The organism is Shimia sp. MIT910701 (genome assembly GCF_047126315.1).
GTDB lineage: Bacteria > Pseudomonadota > Alphaproteobacteria > Rhodobacterales > Rhodobacteraceae > Shimia.
Map to the genome: position 1 here is coordinate 2,999,087 of NZ_CP138953.1, position 16,122 is coordinate 3,015,208.

Sequence of the window (16,122 nt, forward strand, 5' to 3'; positions counted from 1 at the left end):
TGTGTCGCGTTCTAAGCCCCGACTCTTTTTCTCGGAGTGCGGCCCGCGCGCCACGCTTATGTGGCCTTTTTACATCAATTTGCGGCGGCGTGTCACGTGAATATCCAAATCCGTGATTTTTTTACGAAGCGTATTCCGGTTGATCCCCAACAAATCGGCACATTTCGCCTGATTGCCCCCTGTCGCATCCAAAGCGATCTCAATGAGAGGCAATTCAATCTCCCGCAGGATTCGCGCGTAGAGCCCCGCCGGTGGCAGCATATTGCCATGCAGATCAAAATACCGCCGCAGATGCCGCGCCACAGAGGCCGACAGTTTTTCGCTGTCATCACCACCCAAAAGCGGCCCCGCCTGCGGCTGCGCCCCCAGCATCATTTCCGCCTCGCCGCGCGTGACCTCCTCGGCCTGCGCGGTCAGCACCAACCGCCGCACCGCGTTTTCCAACTGCCGCACATTGCCCGGCCAGCTATAGGCGCGGAACAACTCCATCGCCTCATCCGAGAACACCCGCATCGGCGCGCCTTCCCGCTCTGCCCGATTGAGGAAGTGCTCCACCAGCAACGGAATGTCGTCCACACGCTCGCGCAGTGCTGGCACATGGATCGCCGCGCCGTTCAAACGGTAATAGAGATCCTGTCGCACGGACCCACTGTCCATCGCTGCGTTCAAATTCACCTGGCTGGTCGCCATAAATCGCGGATTGTGCTCGCCGGGCGTGTCCATCATGCGCACAATGCGGGCCTGAACCTCGTCATCAATGTCGCCAATCTCGTCAAACAGAATGGTACCACCCTTGGCCTTGGCAAGAACCTTCGCAGGCCCCTCCAGATCACTCAAATCCGCCGCATTGACCACCACAAACGGAAGGTTCCGGCGATCCGAGAAGTCGTGTATCTCTTTCGCAATCAAGGACTTGCCCGTTCCACTTTCGCCAGAAATCAACACCGGTAAATCGGTGTTCATCACCCGCGCCACCAAGCGATAGAGCGCCTGCATCGCCGGTGTGCGCCCCACCAGAGGCAGCTCATCCGGCCGCTCATCTTCCGCCACCGGCGCAGACGGCGCCCGCCGCTTCTGCTCCAGCGCCTTACCCGTGCGCTTCATCAGATCTGGCAGGTCAAACGGCTTGGGCAGATAGTCATACGCCTCGGCCTCTGCGGCTTGAATGGCCGTCATGATGGTGTTCTGCGCCGAGATCACGATCACTGGCAGGCCAGGGCGATCCTCGGAAATCTTCGGCAGCATCTCCAGGCCATTGCCATCTGGCATCATCACATCGGTGATCACCACATCGCCTTTGCCTTCGCCAACCCAGCGCATCAGTGTGGTCAGAGACGACGTGGCATGCACCTTGCATCCCGCCCGCGTGAGTGCCTGCGTCAAAACCGTGCGGATTGTGCGATCATCATCTGCAACCAGAACCGTGCCATCCATCAGAGGCTCTCCTCATATGCTTTGAGTGTGTCTTTGCTTGCCCGCGGAAGCGAGAGTTTGAACACCGTGCGCCCGGGCACGGAATCCACTGTGATCATGCCGCCATGATCGGAAATGATTTTGCTGACCAAGGCGAGGCCCAGCCCGGTGCCGTTTTCCCGACCGGAGACAAAGGGATCAAACACGTCCCCCTTGAGGTCATCCGGCAGGCCAGGCCCATCATCAATGATCTCAATTTGCAATGGCAACGGCTGCCCGGTGCCATCCGCCCGCCGCAGACGGAAGCTGTGCTCGTAGTAAGTCCGAATGCGAATTATGCCAGACTTTCCAGCCGCTTCGCTAGCGTTCTTCAGGAGATTCAAAACCACTTGCAGCAGTTGGTCTGCATCTCCCTCAGCAGGCGGCAAGGACGGATCATAGTCCTCGATAATCTGCATATGCGCACCATAGCTCACCAGCGCAGAGCGCCGCGCACGGTCCAGCACATCGTGGATGTTCACCGGCTTGCGCTGCGGCAGCGACAAATTGCCGAACTGCTCCACCTGCTCCAGCAGCTTCACAATCCGGCGGCTTTCCTCAACGATGAGGTCGGTCAGCTCCAGATCATCCGGGCTCAAGTTCATCGACAAAAGCTGCGCCGCGCCGGTGATCCCCGCCAAGGGGTTCTTGATCTCATGCGCCAGCATCTCCGCCATGCCAATTGCCGATTTGGCCGAGGATTTCACCGAATGGCTGCGGGTCATCCGTCCGGCCAATTCCCGACTGGAGATCAGGAACAACATCTCCCCCGGCGCATCTGCCAGCGGCGCGATCTGCAGGTTACACTGCACCGGAGGTCCGTCGCCTGTGCCAATGTCCGCATCATTCACAAACAGCGGCGTGCCGTGTTCCCGCGCCCGGTGAAACGCTTCCTCAAGCGGCGCATCAATCATCACCTTGTCCCAGATCGGCTGCCCCACCATGGACTTGGAGGAGGCATTCAAAAACATCTCCGCCGCTGGATTGATCCGCAGGATCACATCGGTTTCGTCCACCACCAGCGCGGGCACCGGCAAGCTGCTCCAAATCGGGTTCTGCGCGCTCATGCCGCCTCTCCATCGCTTGGGATGTCGTTTGTGGGCACCAGGGCATCGACCAAAAGCGCCATCACTTCGTCTGTGTCGCGGCTGGTCTGCACCCTACGGCGCAACACGGCCTCTGTGCCCACATGATCCATGTACCACCCCAGATGTTTGCGGGCGACGCGCAGCCCCAAATCCACGCCGTAAAACGACAGCATCGCGTCATAGTGCCCCTGCACCATCTCCACCAAAGCCTGCCCTCTGGGCTCTTCTGGCGCGTCACCGCCAAACAGCTCCGCCGCCATCTGCGCCAGCAACCATGGCTTTCCTTGTGCCCCGCGCCCCACCATGACGCCATCTGCGCCGGACGCCGCCAGCGCCGCTTTGGCTGTGGCCACATCCACAATGTCGCCATTGGCAATCACCGGGATCGACACAACGTCCTTCACGCCTTTGATCGCCGCCCAATCCGCGGACCCTTTGTAAAACTGACACCGCGTGCGCCCGTGAATGGTCAACATCTGAACACCGGCGTTTTCCGCCCGCTGCGCCAGCTCCGGCGCATTTAGCATATTGTCGTCCCACCCCAGCCGCGTCTTGAGCGTCACCGGAATCTCCACCGCGCCCACAACCGCCTCGATCAGCGTCAGCGCGTGGTCCAAATCTTTCATCAAGGCTGATCCGCTGGCTCCGGCCCCACTGGCGCTGGTCACCTTCTTCGCCGGACAGCCCATGTTGATGTCAATCAACGTGGCGCCATTGGCCTCCACCTGCCGGGCCGCTTCTGCCATCCAATGCGCCTCGCGCCCGGCAAGCTGCACCGATGTGGTGGCGTCCCCGAATCCCAGTTCCGCCCGCTCACGCACACCTGGCTTGGCCTGCACCATCTCCTGACTTGCGACCATCTCGCTCACCACCAATCCAGCGCCAAAACTGCCCACCAGATCGCGGAACGGGCGATCGGTGATTCCCGCCAGCGGCGCCAGAAAAACAGGGGGTGTCAGAGTGAGATGTGCGACTTGAACGGTCACGTGCCTAATCCTTGTGCAGTGCCCTCGGCGTATCTGACCTCTTGGTCAAACTCAAACAAATCACCGGGGATTTTGGTCATTATTGTAGCAGTTTTTGGCGTATGCTCAAAAAATAAGCAGGCAACAAGGGTCAATTGCCACTCCGACGTGCAGGTTCTACATACACCCGCGCGCCAGCACACACCAAAAGCCCCCGGCCATTCTCCGGCGGAGACACGCCGACCTACGGCTGGAAAGTCTGCAAAAGCACCGCCGCACGGCCTTGGCCAATGCCCAAGCAGTCTGCTAAAGCCAAAACGAGCAAAAATTGGCATTTCTGCCCGCACATAAGGACTTGCCGCAATCACAACGGCAGCATTGGAGAGAGCATGATCCGCATGATCACAACATTCTTTGGCGTCGGCCGCCTGCCCGCCGCTCCTGGCACCTGGGGCTCTTTGGCCGCCCTGATCATCGGCTGGGCTGCGGCGCATTTTGTCGGTGTCTGGCTGCTGGCCATCCTCACCGCGCTCGCTATTGTGGTCGGCATGTGGGCCTGTATCCTGGATCTGGCGGATCGCCCCACCGAAGATCCTTCCGAAATTGTGATCGACGAAGTCGCTGGCATGTGGATTGCCCTGCTGTTCCCTGCCGTGGCCTTTGCCATGCGCGATATGTCCATGGTTTGGCCCGGCCCAGTTGCCGCCTTCCTATTTTTCCGACTCTTTGACATTAAGAAACCCTGGCTGGTGGGCAAAGCCGACCAACGCCACGACCCCATCGGCGTTATGCTGGATGACATCTGGGCCGGTCTGTTTGCGGGCCTCGCCACCCTGGCCGCCGCGGCGCTCTATCATATCGTGTTGATCTGATGGTGGACGTCGCACACCTCCTGCAAGCCTGCCGTGACGCCAACCTGCGCGTAGCGACAGCCGAAAGCTGCACTGCAGGTATGGTCGCTGCCGCCCTGACCGACATCGCAGGCAGCTCGGACGTCTTTGAACGCGGATTTTTGACCTACACCAACCTTGCCAAAACCGAGATGCTTGGCGTGCGCGAGGCCACTCTGGCCGCTGTTGGGGCCGTAAGTGAAGAGGTCGCACGGGAAATGGCGCTCGGCGCTCTGGTGAATTCTGACGCACAATTGTCCGTCTCCATCACCGGCATTGCTGGCCCGGGCGGCTCGGAGTTCAAACCCGAGGGTCGTGTCTGTTTTGGCATCGCCACGCGAACCGACTGCACCACAGAAACCGTCGAATTTGGCGCGCTGGGCCGCAAAAACGTGCGAGAAGCGGCGCGGAATCACGCTTTGGCGCTGCTTTTTAAGGCTGCCTGCGCAAAGTGACGCCATTTTAGGCGGCACCCCACGTTTTCCGCCTATTTTTTATACAGCTTGCAAAATGCCCTGATTTAAGGCGCTTTGAAGACCCTTCAGCCTTTGTTCTGTGCAGTTTTTCCGCTTTTTGGCGGAAAACCACCACTCACGGGACAAGGAAAGAAATATGAACGGAGCGGACACCGCATGGATCATCGTGGCAACAGCCCTGGTCCTGTTCATGACATTGCCGGGTCTGGCGTTGTTTTACGGGGGCCTTGTGCGCGCCCGCAACGTGCTCAGCGTCTTTATGCAAACTTATGCCATTGCCTGCTTGATGAGCGTTCTCTGGCTCGTCTTTGGCTACTCCATCGCCTTTGGTAATGACGGCGGTGCCACCTCGGTCTGGGGCGGCCTCGGTAAGATGTTCCTCTCCGGCGTCACCACCGACAGCTTGTCCGGCACCCTGCCTGAGGTGCTGTTCTTTGCCTTCCAGATGACCTTCGCGATCATTACCCCGGCACTGATCGTCGGCGCTTATGTCGAGCGCATTGGCTTTGGATTTGTGATGATCTTCTCCGGCCTGTGGATGCTGCTCTGCTATGCACCCGTCGTACATTGGATCTGGGGCGGCGGCATGATGGCCGACGGCGGCATCTTTGGCGAAATCGGCGTGCGAGACTTCGCCGGCGGCATTGTGGTGCACGAAACCGCTGGTCTCGCAGCGCTGGTGATTGCCGTGATGCTCGGTGCCCGCAAGCACCGCACCACACCGCCACACGCTCCTTGGATGGTGATGATTGGCGCAGCTATGCTCTGGGTCGGCTGGTTCGGCTTTAACGGCGGCTCTCAGCTTGCCGCAGACGGCGGTGCCGCCATGGCCCTGACCGTGACCCATATTTCCGCCGCCACGGCCTCACTCACCTGGGCCCTGTGGGAACGCATCAAATACGGCAAAGCCTCTTTGGTGGGTCTGGTCACCGGCACCATCGCTGGCCTTGCCTCCATCACGCCTGCGTCAGGCTTTGTCGGCCCGGTTGAAGCGCTGGTCATCGGCGCCATCGCGGGCATCCTGTGTCAGGAAGCTGTGAACCTCGTGCGCAACAAAGCCAAGATTGACGACACCCTGGACGTCTTTGCCGTGCACGGCGTGGGCGGCATCTTCGGCACCATCATGATCGCTGTCTTTGGCCAAGGCTCTTGGGTAGCCCAGCTTGGCGCGCTGGTAATCGTCGGCATCTTCACAGTGGTGGTGACCTACGTGCTGGTCAAACTGGTCAGCCTAATCACCCCGCTGCGCGTCGATGAGGAAACCGAAGTCAACGGCCTTGACCTCACGGTCCACGGCGAACGCGCTTACGACATCGCCTCATAGGACATCAAAAGCATCACTCCGGAACTGGGCGGCCGATTGTGGCCGCCCTTTTTTCAAACAAACCTTATGCAAGGGCGGCCTCCACTGTGCCTTGCCCGATGACGTCCTCCAAGGACAGCCCTGAAACGGTTTCAATCACTTCATAAATCCGGGCATCCGCCACCATCAATTGTTCCTCTGCCGCCTCCGGCTTAGAGGCACGCGCAACCTCCGCCTCGCGCTCCACTTGCACGACCTCATCCACTTCCTCGACCTGGTCCTGCGTGTCCTCGCCCGCCAGCGGTCCAGCTTCCACAGCCTCCCAACTGCCTGCCTGCGCAACCGCCTCTGCCGCGACATCTTCGCCTTCGCCCTGCGCCCCTTCAGTCACAGGCATCTGGTCCTCTTCCAGCGCCGCATCCTCCGCCCAAGCAGCGGCCCCGATCCACAGATCAGCCTCCGCTGCCGCCTCTTCGGCAAAGACCTCCGCCAGAATATCTTCCAGACTTTGCTCCGGAACTGCGCTGACGGACACCTCCAACGGAACTTCCACCGGCACCGGCCCCTCTTCTGCCGATGCCACCGCGCGTGCCTCCCCGCCGTCGGTGCCGTTCTGCGCCTCCTCTAGGTCTGCGCCGTCTGCCTCTACCGCAGCGGCCAAAAGGTCCCCCGTACCTGCCTCATCCGAGACCCGCGGCAACCACTTTTCCGCCTCCGCCCGCGCTTCGTCTTCGATGTCGGCAACCATGTCGTCCACAACGCCCACAGCGGCAATCGCGCCGGCAACACCGAGAAAAACCAAAAACATAACCATGTTCTGAACCCAAAAAAATTCACTACAACCTGAGATAGTTTAGGGCACGAAGGTTATCGGAACATTAAGTGAACAAACGTACAGCGGACACTGCAACTCTGCTCCCGAGAAATCCGGGCGGGCCCGTCCTTGGTGACAAGTTGCCCTTCGCTTTACATGAGCCGAGTGGCACAGCGCCACGGTATTAGGGGGCTAAAAACGCGCCCACAACAGAAGGAGCACTCCCAAAAGTCTCTGAACGGCGTTAACGATACAACGCTTCGGCCCGCGCCTCAAACGCCGCCACAATCCGGTGCATCGCCTCATTGAACACCAGGCCAATCGCCTTTTGCAAAATGATGTTCTTGAACTCGAAATCCACAAAGAACTTCACTTCCACGCCGCCATCCACATCGGCAAAATCCCAGGTGGACTTCATGTATTTGAACGGCCCGTCCAAGTATTCGGTGTCAATGTGTTTTGTCTCGGGGTGCAATACCACCCGGCTGCCAAAGCGCTCACGAAACACTTTGAACGAGATCACCAGATCCGCCAGCATCTCCTCCGCCGCGCCACGCTCTGTTTGCACCGGCGTCACCGAGCGGATGCGCGCCGCCGCACACCAGGGCAAAAACTTCGGATAAGACGCCACTTCCGCCACCAGATCATACATCTGTTGGGCGGTATACGGCAGCGTGCGGGTCTCAGAATGCGTCGGCATGTCGTCTCATTTTGGCGTGACAGCGCATGGCGACCTCGCTATGCACAGTTCTGGTGGCGCACATAGCGGCGCAGGATGGGGAAAATCAAGAGGGTCTCATGTCAGAGCGTCCATATGTCATCGATCAAATGATCTCGGCCAAGTCCATTGCAGCGCGGATCGAGGACCTCTCACGCGAAATTCAGGCGGAATATGACGGCACCGATAAGCTGATCGTGGTTGGCCTTCTGCGCGGCTCTTTTGTGTTCATTGCCGATCTGGTGCGCGAGCTCGACCTGCCTGTCGAAGTCGATTTTCTCGAAGCCTCCTCGTACGGAAACGCCATGGAAAGCAGTCGAGAAGTGCGGATTTTCAAAGACTTGCGCGGCGAAATTGAAGGGCGTGACGTGTTGGTTGTGGAAGACATTGTCGACACCGGCCATACGCTGACCCACGTGCTGCACCTGCTCAAGGCCCGCAATCCAGCCAAGATCAAAACCATCGCCCTGCTGGACAAACCGTCGCGCCGTGAGGCCGACATCGCTGCGGACTGGATTGGCTTTTCCATCCCCGATGAATTTGTCGTGGGCTATGGCATCGACTACGCCCAACGCAACCGCAATCTGCCCTTCATCGGCAAGGTGCGCTTTGTCGAAGACAGTTAAACACTCCGGGCAGCCGATGCGCGTGTCCTAGACGCGTTCTTTATGCCCAATACCTCTGCGAAGACCCACCGGATCGGGGGCACCGCCCCCAACGCACCTTGCCATCATCGACCGGCTTTCTTAGCTTAGACCAAAGTCAGCCAACACAGGCCTTTGTGATGAACTTCCGCCACCTCATGCGCATGAGCAAATGGGCCCGCAACCCGCCATCAGAGGCGCGGGTCAAGCTGGTGCTCGGCGTGGTGACCGCCTGCATCCTTCTGGTGTTGGTCGAGAAATTCATCGGCTGGCCAGAGTTTCTCACCCTGGAGCCGCAGCGCCGCAATCCGGTGAAATTCTGATACCCGCCTATTGCATCAACAAAAAGCCAAAATAGCCGAGATACGCCACCAAAAAGGCACCACCTTCCAGTCGGCTGATCGTCCATCCGGTCCGCGCAAACCCTATCAGCAAGACAGACGCCCCCAGAAGCACCCAGATATCAAAAGTCGCGATTTCAACGGGCACCGTGACGGGGTGAATCAACGCCGTCACGCCGACAATCCCCATAACGTTGAACAGATTGCTGCCAATGACATTGCCAATAGCGACGTCTCCCTGACCTTTGCGCACGGCAATCACTGCGGTGACCAACTCAGGCATGGACGTACCTATTGCCACCACAGTCAAACCGATCACGGTTTCTGAAATTCCGGCAAATTCGGCCACGCTGATCGCACCGTCCACCAGCAGACGCGCCCCAATGATGGTCGCAATCAACCCTACGACAGCGACACCGATCGCTGCGCTGAGGCCCAAGTCCGGGCCTGGTATAGCCGCCGCTTCCTTTTCATAGACCACAGCGTCAGACGTCTCTTTCGTCTTGGACACGGAGCGGAAGACCACAAACAGATAAGCCGCCAACGCTGTCACAAAGCCCACACCAATCCACCGCGTGATCTCTCCAAACAGAACAACGCCCAGAAGCGCAAGCGTGGCTGCGATCATGACGCTTCCATCTCGCCGCAAAGCGTCCCGTGCCACGGCCAAGGGTAAGAGCATCGCAGACACACCAAGTATAAGGAGAATGTTGCCAATGTTGCTGCCAACAACATTGCCAATTGCAATTCCAGCAGACCCAGACAAAGCAGCTTGGACGCTTGTGACCAGTTCTGGAGTGGATGTCCCAAACCCGACCAGTGTCAATCCTATCACCATTGGTGGCAAACCATAGGCTTTGGCAATGGTCACCGCCCCGCGAACCAGCATTTCCCCCCCAACAAAAAGGCCGGTCAGGCCAATCGCAATCATGATCCCCGCTGTCACCTCAATCCCTCGCTACCGCTACAATTCACCCGTACCGCATACACATGTTAACCTATTGCACCGCAAAATGTGCACCTCTGCGAAACAGCCGCGATACCGACAAAAAACCGACGTCGTAAAACGTCGGTCTTTCTGTGTCTTAACGCTGCGTGCGATGGAACTTAGTTGATCGTGTCCAGCGCTGCGGAAACCGGCGCCATGGCCACCGTGCCCGCCCGATCCTGAAGCGCCCACAGCAGCAGCGCCGAGATCGCCTCATCACGCAACTGGCCCACCATCACGACGCCTTGTTCCTGCCCGGCCTTGAAGGCCGCCCCGTCGAGGAACCGGCGCATCACCACGGCCGTTTGCTCTCCGGTGTCGAACTCACGGAAGACGGTGTTGGACGGCACGCCTTCTTTGGCCGCCAGCTTTTGTGCAGTGTTCAAGCCATTGGTTTGCATCAACAAACCGTGGCCGCTTTCCAGCAACGCCTGCGTCACCTGATCACTGATCTCCTTGCTGCCCTGCAAGCCGTCATCCAGTCCTTCCATCACGCCAACAAAGGCGTCAGAGACCGACAAATGTGCCTGCAGCGCCTGCTCCACGTCGCTGGCTGTGGCGTCACTTGGCATGTCGACCATCGCCAGAACCTCAAAGCCACGCGCCCGGAAATCCGCTGTTTTTGCGGCCACATTTGGATCCAGCGTGCTCACAGCAATGCTCAGCGGATAGGGAAAACTCTCAAGCGCTTCCATATCAAAAGCCGCCTCGCCGGTGTCCACCAGAACAATCGCCATCACCGGCTTTTCCTCTGCGTTTTCAAACTGTTCCGCGTTCACCTCAACCGGACGCGCGGCCAGCGTGTCCACGCTCTCTTCCTCATTTGCGCCCACAGTTGGCAACCGTGTGGATGTGCGCTGCTCGAACTTCTCGTTCAGGTTCGTGGCTGGCTTCAACAGACTTTCCTGCGTCTGTGCATCCTCAACCATGTCCTCTTCCGCAGACTCAGCATTCGGCGTGATGTCTTCCGCTTCCTCGATCGGCGCCGCCTCGGTCACAAGGCTCTCTTCAGCGGCGGCCTCTTCAGGCGCGTCACTCTCAGAAGGCGTTGGGAATACTTCATTTTCCGCCACGTCTGGCGCGGCAGGCTGTGGTGGGTTGGTTGAAATCGACAGCTCGGAGTCCGGCACAGGCGCTGCGGGTGTCTCGGCCTGCGGGTTGGGCAGAACCGGCGTCTCTTCGTTCATCGCCACCGCCCCGTCACCCTCAGGTGCCGCAGGCACCGCCAAAGCCGCCGTCTCGGTCCCTGTCTCCGGTTTCGGCGCAGAGTCGGTGTTGCTCAAAGGCGGCGCATCGCTGCCATCCGCTTCAGGCGTAGCTGTGGCCGTCGCTTCGGTCACCGCCGCATCCGCCTGGGATTCTGTTTCCACCGCACCGCTCTCTTGCGACGCATCTTCCGTCGCTTTCGGCGCATCCGCGTTGGTCTGAGGTTTCACCGTCGCAGGCAACGGCGACAACAGCGACGTCACGGCCAAAACGCCCCCCACCAGGATCGCGCCCCAAAACACACCTGACAATAATCCGCGCAACATAGCTGCCTGCCTCTCTTTTACGTCCATTTTATGGGGCGACCTGCTCCTGCCCCTCTTGACCCTCTGCGCCAAGCCTGAACATGTATACCGCGAGCAGGCCCTCTGCCTCCACCCCTTTTGCATCTTTAGGGAAAGAACCGACAAAATGCTGCTTCTGATCGATAACTACGACAGTTTCACCTACAACCTTGTGCACTATCTGGGCGAAATGGGCGCCGATGTGCAGGTCTGGCGAAACGACGCGTTGACCGTTCAGGACGCCATGGCCATGAACCCGTCGGGCATCCTTCTGTCCCCCGGTCCCTGTGACCCGTCTCAGGCAGGCATCTGTCTGGCTTTGACAGCGGCGGCAGCCGAAACCCGCACGCCTTTGATGGGCGTATGCTTGGGGCACCAGACCATCGGACAACACTTTGGCGGCGACGTTGTGCGCTGTCATGAGATTGTGCACGGCAAAATGGGCACCATGAAACACACGGGCAAAGGCCTCTTTGCCGGGCTGCCAAGCCCGTTTGAAGCCACACGCTATCACTCTCTTGTGGTGGACCGCGCGACACTGCCGGACTGTTTGGAAATCACCGCCGAATTGGACGATGGCACCATCATGGGGCTGCAACACAAAGAGCTGCCCATCCACGGCGTGCAATTCCACCCGGAATCCATTGCCTCTGAGCACGGCCACGCCCTGCTCAAGAACTTTCTGGACATGATGCCCGCCAAAGAGGACGCCGCTGCATGACTGCCGATATTAAATTCCTGATCGGCGCCGCGGCTGATCGCCCTTTGACGCGCGCCGAGGCCGAAGACGCCTTTACACTCCTTTTTGAAGGCGAAGCCACTCCCAGCCAAATGGGCGGCCTGTTGATGGCCCTGCGCACCCGCGGCGAAACCGTGGATGAATACGCCGCCGCAGCCGCCGTCATGCGCTCCAAATGCCATGCGGTAAAAGCGCCGAGCGGCGCCATTGACATCGTCGGCACCGGCGGCGACGGCAAGCACACGCTCAACATCTCTACCGCCACAGCCTTTGTCACCGCGGGCGCGGGCGTTGCCGTTGCCAAACACGGCAACCGAAACCTCAGCTCCAAATCCGGCACGGCAGATGTGCAAACCCAGATGGGCATCAACGTCATGGTTGGCCCGGAAGCGGTTGAAAAGGCACTGGAAACCTGCGGCATCGCCTTCATGATGGCACCCATGCACCATCCGGCCATTGCGCATGTGATGCCCACACGCGCCGAACTTGGCACGCGCACCATCTTCAACATCCTCGGCCCACTCACCAACCCGGCAGGTGTGAAGCGCCAACTGACCGGCGCCTTCACCCGTGACCTGATCCGCCCTATGGCCGAAACCCTTGGTCAATTGGGCAGCGAGCGCGCTTGGTTGGTGCATGGCTCCGATGGCACCGATGAGCTGACCATCACCGGCATAAGCTGGGTCTCAGCGCTGGAGGCAGACGGCACTGTCAAAGACGTGGAGCTCCATCCCGAAGATGCTGGCCTGCCCGTGCACCCGTTTGAGGACATCGTCGGTGGAACGCCAGAAGACAACGCCAATGCTTTCCGCGCCCTGCTGGATGGTGCACAAAGCGCCTACCGCGATGCTGTCCTGCTCAACTCCGCAGCAGCACTAGTGGTGGCTGATGCAGCAAGCGACCTGCGCGAAGGTGTTGAAAAGGCCCGTGAAAGCATCGACTCCGGGGCGGCCAAAGGCAAAGTGGCCGCATTGGCCAAAGTCACCTCGGCGGCATGAGCACAGCCACCCCGCCCAGCCACTGGGCGCATTTGCCGTTCTTCACGGACCGCTGGCCCGACATCAACGCACAAATCCAAAGCGACCCGCGGGAGATCCTTCCTCCCGCGGCCCAACGCTTTGCCGCGCTTGAAGCTGTTGCACCACAGCAAGTGCGTGTTGTCATCCTAGGACAAGACCCCTATCCAACGCCTGGTCACGCGCATGGCCTGTCGTTCTCTGTGGAGCCAGACGTGACCCCATTGCCCCGCTCTTTGAATAACATTTACAAAGAGTTGCAAGACGATCTTGGTGCAACTCCATCAAGCGGCGATCTGCACTTCTGGGCCACCCAAGGCGTCCTCTTACTCAACACCGTGCTCTCGGTGCCAGCCGGCGACGCCAACGGCCACAAAGCGCTGGGCTGGCAAACTCTGGCCCATCAGGTGCTGGCCGACATCTCCGCCCGCCGCCCCACGGCTTTTGTCCTGTGGGGAAAACAGGCCCAAGCCCTTGCACCTCACATCACATCGCCTAAAGATGGCGGCCAACATCTGATGATTGAAACGGCGCACCCCTCGCCGCTCTCCGCCAGACGCGGATTTTTCGGCTCCCGCCCGTTTTCAACCATCAACAATTGGCTCGCCGACCAAGGCGACACACCGTTAAACTGGACTGACGCATGACCGAGACCGTTCTGGACAAAATCAAAGCTTACAAGCTGGAAGAAGTGGCCGCCGACAAAGCGGCCAAACCTCTGGAGGCGGTTGAAGCCGAAGCGCGCGAAGCCAGCCCAACCCGCGGCTTTTCCGACGCGCTGCACAAGGCCGCCCGCGAAGGCTACGGCCTGATCGCCGAGGTCAAAAAAGCCTCCCCGTCCAAAGGCCTCATCCGCGAAGATTTCAACCCGCCGGAACTGGCCAAAGCCTATGAAGACGGCGGCGCAACCTGCCTGTCCGTCCTAACGGACACGCCCAGCTTTCAGGGCCAAAAATCTTTCCTAACCGAAGCCCGCAACGCCACCAGCCTGCCCGCGCTGCGCAAAGACTTCATGTATGACACCTATCAAGTGGCCGAAGCCCGCGCGCTTGGGGCCGACTGCATCCTGATCATCCTCGCCTCCGTCAGCGACGCACAAGCGCAAGAACTCGAAGAAGCCGCATTCAGCTGGAACATGGACGTGCTGCTTGAGGTGCATGACCGCGAGGAACTGGAGCGAGCCAGCCAGCTCAAATCCCCTCTCATGGGCATCAACAACCGCAATCTCAAAACCTTTGAGACCACGCTCGACACCACCCGCACCCTGTCCAAATTGGTGCCGGAGGACCGGCTGATCGTCTGCGAAAGCGGCCTCAACACGCCGGCGGAACTGGCCGACATGGCCCGCTACGGCGCCCGCACCTTCCTGATTGGCGAGAGCCTGATGCGTCAGGACGATGTAGCCACCGCCACCCGCACCCTGCTCGCCAATCCATTGAATGCCATGGGAGGCATGTGATGAGCGACACGCACGTCTCTGGACTGACCCATTTTGACACCAAGGGCGACGCCCACATGGTGGATGTCTCTGAAAAAGCAGTCACTTCTCGCGTCGCCACCGCCGAAGGTTGGGTCAAAATGGCACCTGCCACCTTTGACATCATCAACGAAGGCCGCGCAAAAAAAGGCGACGTGCTGGGCGTGGCGCGCCTCGCCGGCATCATGGGCGCCAAGAAATGTGCCGACTTAATTCCCCTGTGCCACCCGCTACCGATCACCAAAGTGGCCGTGGAGCTGACGCCGGATGCTGACCTGCCCGGTGTGCGCATCGAGGCGACTGTCAAAACCACCGGCCAAACCGGCGTGGAAATGGAAGCGCTGACCGCGGTCAATGTGGCGGCCCTGACGGTCTATGACATGTCCAAAGCGGTCGACAAAGCCATGGAAATCGGCGGCATCCGCGTGATCCTCAAAGACGGCGGAAAATCAGGACGTTACGAAGCAAAATGATCTCGGTTGCTGACGCGCTCACGCATCTCTTCGCCCTCACCAAACAGCTGCCGGTGGAAAACGTGCCACTGGCGCAAGCCAATGGGCGCACGTTGGCAGAGCCGGTCAGCGCAAACCGCGATCAGCCCCCGTTTTCGGCCTCCGCCATGGACGGCTACGCCATCGTGTCCAACGGCGCTGCACCAGGAAAATCTTATGACGTCATCGGCGAAGCCGCCGCCGGACATGCCTTTGACGGCACCGTGTCCGCAGGTCAGGCCGTGCGCATCTTCACCGGCGCCCCGGTGCCAGAAGGCGCAGACCGTGTGGTCATTCAGGAAGATGTTAGCCGCGACGGCGACACCATCACACTCTCTGCAAATCTCGACAAAGGTTTTCATATCAGGCCTTTGGGCGGCGACTTCAAAGTTGGTCAAACCATCGCGGCCCCACGGGTTCTGCGCCCATCGGACGTGGCATTGATGACGTCGATGAACATCGCCGAAGTGCCTGTAACCTGCCGCCCCAAAGTGGCGATCCTGTCCACCGGTGACGAACTGGTCATGCCCGGTGAAACACCCGGCCCGGATCAGATTATCGCCTCCAACAGCTTTGGCCTGCAGGCCATGTTGCGTGACGCAGGCTGCGAAGCCCGCCTGTTGCCGATTGCCCGCGACACCCGCGCCTCTCTCGAAGCGGCCTTTGATCTGGTGGATGATGCCGACCTGCTGATCACCATCGGCGGCGCATCTGTAGGCGACCATGATCTGGTCGGCGACGTAGCGCAGGATCTCGGCATGCAGCGCAGCTTCTACAAAATCGCCATGCGCCCCGGCAAACCGCTCATGGCGGGCACATTGGCCAATGGCGCCATGATGATTGGCCTGCCCGGCAACCCGGTGTCCGCCATGGTCTGCGGCCACGTCTTTGTCCTACCTGTGATCCGCGCCATGTTGGGGCTTGGCGACGCGCCGACGCCGCGCCTGCCAGCCACTTTGGCAACCCCCTTGCCGAAAAACGGCCCGCGCGAACACTACATGCGCGCCCGTGTAGAGCACGGAAAACTCTCACTTTTTGACAATCAAGACAGCTCTCTGCTCTCTATCCTGTCAGACGCAAACGCGCTCTTAGTTGTGCCGCCCAATGCGGCGGAATGGCCCGCAGGCACCGCCGTAGAGTACATCCCAATCTAGGCCAAACGCCTGTCCC

The 16,122-nt window shown here is 59.8% G+C and carries 18 protein-coding genes; 11 read left to right on the top strand and 7 right to left on the bottom strand.

Annotation, left to right across the window (positions count from 1 at the left end):
- Nucleotides 1-69: 69 nt before the first annotated feature.
- From SIB38_RS14480 to dusB, 3 genes are read right to left on the bottom strand one after another with little or no spacing between them, the layout of a single operon-like run.
- The gene (locus SIB38_RS14480; protein ID WP_294114919.1) at nt 70-1,434 is read right to left on the bottom strand and encodes a response regulator; all 1,365 of its coding nucleotides are present in this window, start codon (nt 1,432-1,434) and stop codon (nt 70-72) included.
- The gene (locus SIB38_RS14485) at nt 1,434-2,519 is read right to left on the bottom strand and encodes a two-component system sensor histidine kinase NtrB (protein ID WP_294114920.1); all 1,086 of its coding nucleotides are present in this window, start codon (nt 2,517-2,519) and stop codon (nt 1,434-1,436) included. The genes SIB38_RS14480 and SIB38_RS14485 overlap by 1 nt, the downstream gene beginning before the upstream one ends.
- Nucleotides 2,516-3,526 carry a tRNA dihydrouridine synthase DusB gene (gene dusB / locus SIB38_RS14490; protein WP_412550451.1) on the bottom strand — a complete coding sequence of 337 codons (1,011 nt, stop codon included), beginning with the start codon at nt 3,524-3,526 and terminating at the stop codon, nt 2,516-2,518. The genes SIB38_RS14485 and dusB overlap by 4 nt, the downstream gene beginning before the upstream one ends.
- Before the next feature lie 368 nt (nt 3,527-3,894).
- On the opposite strand from dusB, the gene SIB38_RS14495 reads away from it, so the two are divergent.
- From SIB38_RS14495 to SIB38_RS14505, 3 genes are all read left to right on the top strand, one after another.
- Nucleotides 3,895-4,377, top strand: a complete 483-nt coding sequence (locus tag SIB38_RS14495) for a phosphatidylglycerophosphatase A (protein ID WP_294114924.1) — start codon at nt 3,895-3,897, stop codon at nt 4,375-4,377.
- Nucleotides 4,377-4,850 carry a CinA family protein gene (locus SIB38_RS14500; protein ID WP_412550452.1) on the top strand — a complete coding sequence of 158 codons (474 nt, stop codon included), beginning with the start codon at nt 4,377-4,379 and terminating at the stop codon, nt 4,848-4,850. The genes SIB38_RS14495 and SIB38_RS14500 overlap by 1 nt, the downstream gene beginning before the upstream one ends.
- Before the next feature lie 157 nt (nt 4,851-5,007).
- Nucleotides 5,008-6,195 (top strand): ammonium transporter, encoded by a 1,188-nt coding sequence (locus SIB38_RS14505; RefSeq protein WP_294114927.1) that lies wholly within the window; start codon nt 5,008-5,010, stop codon nt 6,193-6,195.
- A gap of 64 nt (nt 6,196-6,259) precedes the next feature.
- Here the strand turns inward: SIB38_RS14505 and SIB38_RS14510 are convergent, their stop codons facing one another.
- Together SIB38_RS14510 and SIB38_RS14515 are read right to left on the bottom strand one after the other, a co-directional pair.
- Nucleotides 6,260-6,982, bottom strand: coding sequence for a hypothetical protein (locus SIB38_RS14510; protein WP_294114929.1), 723 nt, complete (start codon nt 6,980-6,982; stop codon nt 6,260-6,262).
- A 250-nt stretch (nt 6,983-7,232) separates the two neighbouring features.
- Entirely contained in the window at nt 7,233-7,688 is a 456-nt protein-coding gene (locus SIB38_RS14515) for a type II toxin-antitoxin system RatA family toxin (protein ID WP_294114931.1), read from the bottom strand.
- Nucleotides 7,689-7,786: 98 nt separating this feature from the next.
- On the opposite strand from SIB38_RS14515, the gene hpt reads away from it, so the two are divergent.
- Both hpt and SIB38_RS14525 read left to right on the top strand, forming a co-directional pair.
- On the top strand, nt 7,787-8,332 hold the full coding sequence (gene hpt / locus SIB38_RS14520) for a hypoxanthine phosphoribosyltransferase (RefSeq protein WP_294114933.1): 546 nt from the start codon (nt 7,787-7,789) through the stop codon (nt 8,330-8,332).
- A 182-nt stretch (nt 8,333-8,514) separates the two neighbouring features.
- Nucleotides 8,515-8,673 carry a hypothetical protein gene (locus SIB38_RS14525; protein ID WP_294114935.1) on the top strand — a complete coding sequence of 53 codons (159 nt, stop codon included), beginning with the start codon at nt 8,515-8,517 and terminating at the stop codon, nt 8,671-8,673.
- Between the two features lie 7 nt (nt 8,674-8,680).
- Here the strand turns inward: SIB38_RS14525 and SIB38_RS14530 are convergent, their stop codons facing one another.
- Both SIB38_RS14530 and SIB38_RS14535 read right to left on the bottom strand, forming a co-directional pair.
- Nucleotides 8,681-9,637 (bottom strand): calcium/sodium antiporter, encoded by a 957-nt coding sequence (locus tag SIB38_RS14530; RefSeq protein ID WP_412550453.1) that lies wholly within the window; start codon nt 9,635-9,637, stop codon nt 8,681-8,683.
- 161 nt (nt 9,638-9,798) lie between these two features.
- Nucleotides 9,799-11,211, bottom strand: coding sequence for a divergent polysaccharide deacetylase family protein (locus SIB38_RS14535; RefSeq protein WP_294114938.1), 1,413 nt, complete (start codon nt 11,209-11,211; stop codon nt 9,799-9,801).
- 145 nt (nt 11,212-11,356) lie between these two features.
- Here SIB38_RS14535 and SIB38_RS14540 point away from each other — a divergent pair, with 145 nt between their 5' ends.
- Genes SIB38_RS14540 through glp form a run of 6 tightly spaced genes read left to right on the top strand, consistent with a single transcriptional unit; the run spans nt 11,357 to nt 16,106 of the window.
- Nucleotides 11,357-11,950, top strand: a complete 594-nt coding sequence (locus tag SIB38_RS14540; protein WP_294114940.1) for an anthranilate synthase component II — start codon at nt 11,357-11,359, stop codon at nt 11,948-11,950.
- Entirely contained in the window at nt 11,947-12,966 is a 1,020-nt protein-coding gene (gene trpD, locus SIB38_RS14545) for an anthranilate phosphoribosyltransferase (RefSeq protein WP_294114942.1), read from the top strand. Before SIB38_RS14540 ends, trpD begins: the two co-directional genes overlap by 4 nt.
- The gene (locus SIB38_RS14550; RefSeq protein ID WP_412550454.1) at nt 12,963-13,631 is read left to right on the top strand and encodes a uracil-DNA glycosylase; all 669 of its coding nucleotides are present in this window, start codon (nt 12,963-12,965) and stop codon (nt 13,629-13,631) included. Before trpD ends, SIB38_RS14550 begins: the two co-directional genes overlap by 4 nt.
- On the top strand, nt 13,628-14,443 hold the full coding sequence (gene trpC / locus SIB38_RS14555; RefSeq protein ID WP_294114945.1) for an indole-3-glycerol phosphate synthase TrpC: 816 nt from the start codon (nt 13,628-13,630) through the stop codon (nt 14,441-14,443). Before SIB38_RS14550 ends, trpC begins: the two co-directional genes overlap by 4 nt.
- On the top strand, nt 14,443-14,934 hold the full coding sequence (gene moaC, locus SIB38_RS14560) for a cyclic pyranopterin monophosphate synthase MoaC (protein ID WP_294114946.1): 492 nt from the start codon (nt 14,443-14,445) through the stop codon (nt 14,932-14,934). The genes trpC and moaC overlap by 1 nt, the downstream gene beginning before the upstream one ends.
- Nucleotides 14,931-16,106 carry a gephyrin-like molybdotransferase Glp gene (gene glp / locus SIB38_RS14565; RefSeq protein ID WP_412550455.1) on the top strand — a complete coding sequence of 392 codons (1,176 nt, stop codon included), beginning with the start codon at nt 14,931-14,933 and terminating at the stop codon, nt 16,104-16,106. Before moaC ends, glp begins: the two co-directional genes overlap by 4 nt.
- Nucleotides 16,107-16,122 lie beyond the last annotated feature (16 nt).

Excerpts from the sequence above, each read along its gene's own strand:
- SIB38_RS14480 (WP_294114919.1), bottom strand. The coding sequence starts at position 1,434 with ATGGATGGCACGGTTCTGGTTGCAGATGATGATCGCACAATCCGCACG.
- SIB38_RS14485 (WP_294114920.1), bottom strand. The coding sequence starts at position 2,519 with ATGAGCGCGCAGAACCCGATTTGGAGCAGCTTGCCGGTGCCCGCGCTG.
- SIB38_RS14495 (WP_294114924.1), top strand. The coding sequence starts at position 3,895 with ATGATCCGCATGATCACAACATTCTTTGGCGTCGGCCGCCTGCCCGCC.
- SIB38_RS14500 (WP_412550452.1), top strand. The coding sequence starts at position 4,377 with ATGGTGGACGTCGCACACCTCCTGCAAGCCTGCCGTGACGCCAACCTG.
- SIB38_RS14505 (WP_294114927.1), top strand. The coding sequence starts at position 5,008 with ATGAACGGAGCGGACACCGCATGGATCATCGTGGCAACAGCCCTGGTC.
- SIB38_RS14510 (WP_294114929.1), bottom strand. The coding sequence starts at position 6,982 with ATGTTTTTGGTTTTTCTCGGTGTTGCCGGCGCGATTGCCGCTGTGGGC.
- SIB38_RS14515 (WP_294114931.1), bottom strand. The coding sequence starts at position 7,688 with ATGCCGACGCATTCTGAGACCCGCACGCTGCCGTATACCGCCCAACAG.
- hpt (WP_294114933.1), top strand. The coding sequence starts at position 7,787 with ATGTCAGAGCGTCCATATGTCATCGATCAAATGATCTCGGCCAAGTCC.
- SIB38_RS14525 (WP_294114935.1), top strand. The coding sequence starts at position 8,515 with ATGAGCAAATGGGCCCGCAACCCGCCATCAGAGGCGCGGGTCAAGCTG.
- SIB38_RS14535 (WP_294114938.1), bottom strand. The coding sequence starts at position 11,211 with ATGTTGCGCGGATTATTGTCAGGTGTGTTTTGGGGCGCGATCCTGGTG.
- SIB38_RS14540 (WP_294114940.1), top strand. The coding sequence starts at position 11,357 with ATGCTGCTTCTGATCGATAACTACGACAGTTTCACCTACAACCTTGTG.
- trpD (WP_294114942.1), top strand. The coding sequence starts at position 11,947 with ATGACTGCCGATATTAAATTCCTGATCGGCGCCGCGGCTGATCGCCCT.
- SIB38_RS14550 (WP_412550454.1), top strand. The coding sequence starts at position 12,963 with ATGAGCACAGCCACCCCGCCCAGCCACTGGGCGCATTTGCCGTTCTTC.
- trpC (WP_294114945.1), top strand. The coding sequence starts at position 13,628 with ATGACCGAGACCGTTCTGGACAAAATCAAAGCTTACAAGCTGGAAGAA.
- moaC (WP_294114946.1), top strand. The coding sequence starts at position 14,443 with ATGAGCGACACGCACGTCTCTGGACTGACCCATTTTGACACCAAGGGC.
- glp (WP_412550455.1), top strand. The coding sequence starts at position 14,931 with ATGATCTCGGTTGCTGACGCGCTCACGCATCTCTTCGCCCTCACCAAA.